Origin of the sequence: Myroides odoratus, assembly GCF_001549985.1 — a bacterium.
Classification (GTDB): domain Bacteria; phylum Bacteroidota; class Bacteroidia; order Flavobacteriales; family Flavobacteriaceae; genus Flavobacterium; species Flavobacterium odoratum_A.
In genome coordinates this window covers 1-3,966 of the sequence record NZ_LROZ01000038.1, presented here as the reverse complement: position 1 = coordinate 3,966, position 3,966 = coordinate 1, and the positions used below count along the sequence as shown (strand labels likewise).

Genomic DNA, 3,966 nt, shown 5'->3' with positions numbered 1-3,966 from the left:
GTATGATGCAGTGAATCAATCTTATACCTCTCAGTTAGATTTACCTGTTGCTTGTGAAGTAATTTACACCATCCAGCTTAAAGCAATCAACCCAGTAGTAGGACCTGTTAAAGTAGAAGCAACAATCTTGCGCCCAGATGATATTTATGATCCCGATGCGACGAACCCTAATCCAGCGATTCCGCCTACTGATGCGCATTATGAATGTGAAAATAATGGATTAAGTACACCGTGTAATAATATCAAAAAAAATCAAGAGGTTATTTATACCCTTGCAGGACTTAAGTTAATCAAGCATGGCGTGTTTAGAGATGCAAACAATAATGGAAGTCCTCAAGTTGGAGAGACAATTACCTATACCTTCAAATTAACCAATACAGGAGAAACTAAGTTAACGAATTTAGTGTTGACCGATTTCCTGCTAGGAGGGGTCATTACCGCTGTACCCGAAAAGAGTATGAATGAAGATGATTTCTTGGATGTAAATGAAGTATGGACCTATAACCAAACCTATGTGATTACACAATTGGATCTTGATAATAAAGGAGTTTATAATCAAGCTGAAGTTAAAGGAATAGAAGAGGGAAGTAATCATCCCCTAGAGGAAAAATCTAGACCTGCGGTCTTACTGACTCCGACCGATGTAGGTTATGACCCCAATCGCAAGGAACATACGTTTGTTTCATTGGTTGGTACTAATGTATTGATTACAAATCCGATGATTCGCCAAAGGTTAAAAAAGTAAAATAATAATGAGAAAATACAAGCTATAACATACTACTTCGCATAGGAATATTGGGGTAAGGGCCTTGCAACAGAGATGGGAATGACTTGTTTGGAGTATGGAGTCAACCAATTGGGGTCAGGAAGTTTTTGCTGTGGTAGATTGTGAAAATGAGAGTTCAATTCACATGCTGCATATATATGCCAGCTGTTATTTTTGATACTTCTATTACAGGTACTTCTACCCGTGATGTGTATCAAGATTAGGTCAATCAATTTACAGGCGGTACTGTAACCTCTGCCAATGCTGTATCTTATTCGATTTCACATGGACCAGCTGCTACAACACCAATATCCTATAGTGGAGGACTTGTAGGGAGTACTGGTGCACCTGCAGATATTACTGTGTTTGAAAAGAATGAAGTATACTACTATATCACGTACTATGATGAGAATGTATTTGAAAATTTATCGATTACGACGGAGAGGAAGTTGAACTATACGGTACGAGCAGGAGCAGATATGAGTTCCTATATGAATATTGTATTTGTAATTAAATAAGTGTTTGTTCATTTTAAGACATAAAATATGAGACATAAAAAATATAATGTACTTTGTAGTAAACAAGCATGGACGATTTTCTTGTTTAGTTTTTTGTTTGGTTTAAGTCCTTCATGGGCTGAAGGGTCTAAAGATTTGTTTCCCCAGAATGCAAGAGGTACGAGGTTACAGTTAGTTATATATGATTATTTAGATGATCCGTATTTCTTGAATTTTGGTACTCATTTTGTTTATGCAGAAGAGGGAGAACAGATTGCATTGGCTTCCGATGTGCAAGAAAACGGAACTAGAAAAATTTTCTTATACGCACCGAATGGCGCTCAAATTGTACTTCCTTTGAGTGGACAGAGCGGTACGATCCCGAATAGAACAGCTGAGTTAGCGGGACCTCGACTTCCGGGGCAAATAGCGGGAAGTAATCGATACCTTCCAGTTTATTATACAGTACCTACAGGGGGAAGTGGTATTTACAAGGTAGAATTCTATGGTCCCAATGAACCAGGAAGACCGGGAACCAAGATTTATGAAGCTACAAGGGCAGATCGATGGCCAGAAAAGCCCCTTCCCATAAACCCAAATTTAGCACATAATGTCATTGCTTGGGATGTTTCAGTAGCAAAAAGAAATGGAACAGATTGGACTTGGGTTAATGGTCGTACTTATACCAATACCCTGAATCTACATGCTAGCACATTTAGACCTGAATTCGTTGACTATTTCAATGATTTAAAATTTAAGGTATTAACCAGTGCAGGATATGTGTATAATTTCAATCTGAATGATTTTTCTCATCAGAAAATACTCCCCATTTGTATCAATAATATTGGCATAAGTAAGGAAGGAGAACCTACTGTGCCAGCTTATTTAAGCTGGCCTACATTTTCTACACTAGCAGAGTATATGTTGCGATACCACAATCCGAATTTACCAGATACCCCCTTTATTTCTACCGCCAAGATTTTTTACAATCTACCCGATAAAAATATGCCTGAAAAAGCAAAATGGGCGCAGACGGGACAAGAAACTTGGCTGAAAGTAAAGGAAAAAACCGTCCCTCGCATTGATACGGTGATTACTGCTGTTGGTGCAGATGGAACACCTAATAAAATAGGAAGTAAAGGAGGTTATATTGAATTTGATAGTTCAGAAAATTGTCATTATGAAATTGTCATTAAACCAAAAGAGAATAATTTACATCCATTTCCTCAACGCATACTAAAAGGAACTAGAATATTAGGTGCAAACCGAATTTATTGGGATGGAAAAGATGGAGCAGGGAATTTTGTAACGGCAAAGCAGGTAGAGGTAGAAGTAACATTGACTTCTTATGCACATGATACTCACTTTTTATTAGGAACGTATGGGTATAATACTAATGGAATAATCATTGAACGATTGTCTACCGATTATCAATCCGTAGTATCAGATAATGTGCATTGGGATGATACGTTGTTGGATACAACCCCCAATCAGCAGGGGAGATCAAATCCAATCAATGCGAGTCATTTTGTTAATCCTGCAGGAGTTTCAAGTCGAAGTAATGGACATAAATGGGGTACAAGCGCACCGACATCTTTTGGTTTCAATCAATTGATGGATACCTGGACTTTTATTGAGGGAGGAACGTTTTCGGATACCCTAGAAGTGGAGATGATAGTTACTGATTTAGCTATTGCTGCTGTTACTACCGATCAAATAATTGTTCGCAAAAATGATAGCCTTACTTACGTGGTAAAAGTAATTAATTATGGTCCCACTGCAGTAGAAGGAGCGGGATTTACGTTTGATTTTCCCACAGGATTTGAACCTCTTCAAGTACAATTTTCGGGTAATACCTGTGGTACAGAGCGCGTGAGTATTGCGTATGATGCAGTGAATCAATCTTATACCTCTCAGTTAGATTTACCTGTTGCTTGTGAAGTAATTTACACCATCCAGCTTAAAGCAATCAACCCAGTAGTAGGACCTGTTAAAGTAGAAGCAACAATCTTGCGCCCAGATGATATTTATGATCCCGATGCGACGAACCCTAATCCAGCGATTCCGCCTACTGATGCGCATTATGAATGTGAAAATAATGGATTAAGTACACCGTGTAATAATATCAAAAAAAATCAAGAGGTTATTTATACCCTTGCAGGACTTAAGTTAATCAAGCATGGCGTGTTTAGAGATGCAAACAATAATGGAAGTCCTCAAGTTGGAGAGACAATTACCTATACCTTCAAATTAACCAATACAGGAGAAACTAAGTTAACGAATTTAGTGTTGACCGATTTCCTGCTAGGAGGGGTCATTACCGCTGTACCCGAAAAGAGTATGAATGAAGATGATTTCTTGGATGTAAATGAAGTATGGACCTATAACCAAACCTATGTGATTACACAATTGGATCTTGATAATAAAGGAGTTTATAATCAAGCTGAAGTTAAAGGAATAGAAGAGGGAAGTAATCATCCCCTAGAGGAAAAATCTAGACCTGCGGTCTTACTGACTCCGACCGATGTAGGTTATGACCCCAATCGCAAGGAACATACGTTTGTTTCATTGGTTGGTACTAATGTATTGATTACAAATCCGATGATTCGCCAAAGGTTAAAAAAGTAAAATAATAATGAGAAAATACAAGCTATAACATACTACTTCGCATAGGAATATTGGGGTAAGGGCCTTGCAACAGAG

General features: G+C 38.0%; 3 protein-coding genes. All 3 read left to right on the top strand.

What is annotated here, in order from left to right; translation table 11 throughout:
- Positions 1–745, top strand: a 745-nt coding sequence (locus AWV75_RS18105) for a DUF7507 domain-containing protein (protein WP_231738120.1), incomplete at its 5' end; no start/stop codon positions are given.
- A 383-nt stretch (positions 746–1,128) separates the two neighbouring features.
- Positions 1,129–1,284, top strand: coding sequence for a hypothetical protein (locus AWV75_RS18810; RefSeq protein WP_156424215.1), 156 nt, complete (start codon positions 1,129–1,131; stop codon positions 1,282–1,284).
- A 27-nt stretch (positions 1,285–1,311) separates the two neighbouring features.
- A complete protein-coding gene (locus AWV75_RS19220; protein WP_060875662.1) occupies positions 1,312–3,891 on the top strand; it encodes a DUF11 domain-containing protein in 2,580 nt (859 codons plus the stop codon).
- Positions 3,892–3,966: the final 75 nt, after the last annotated feature.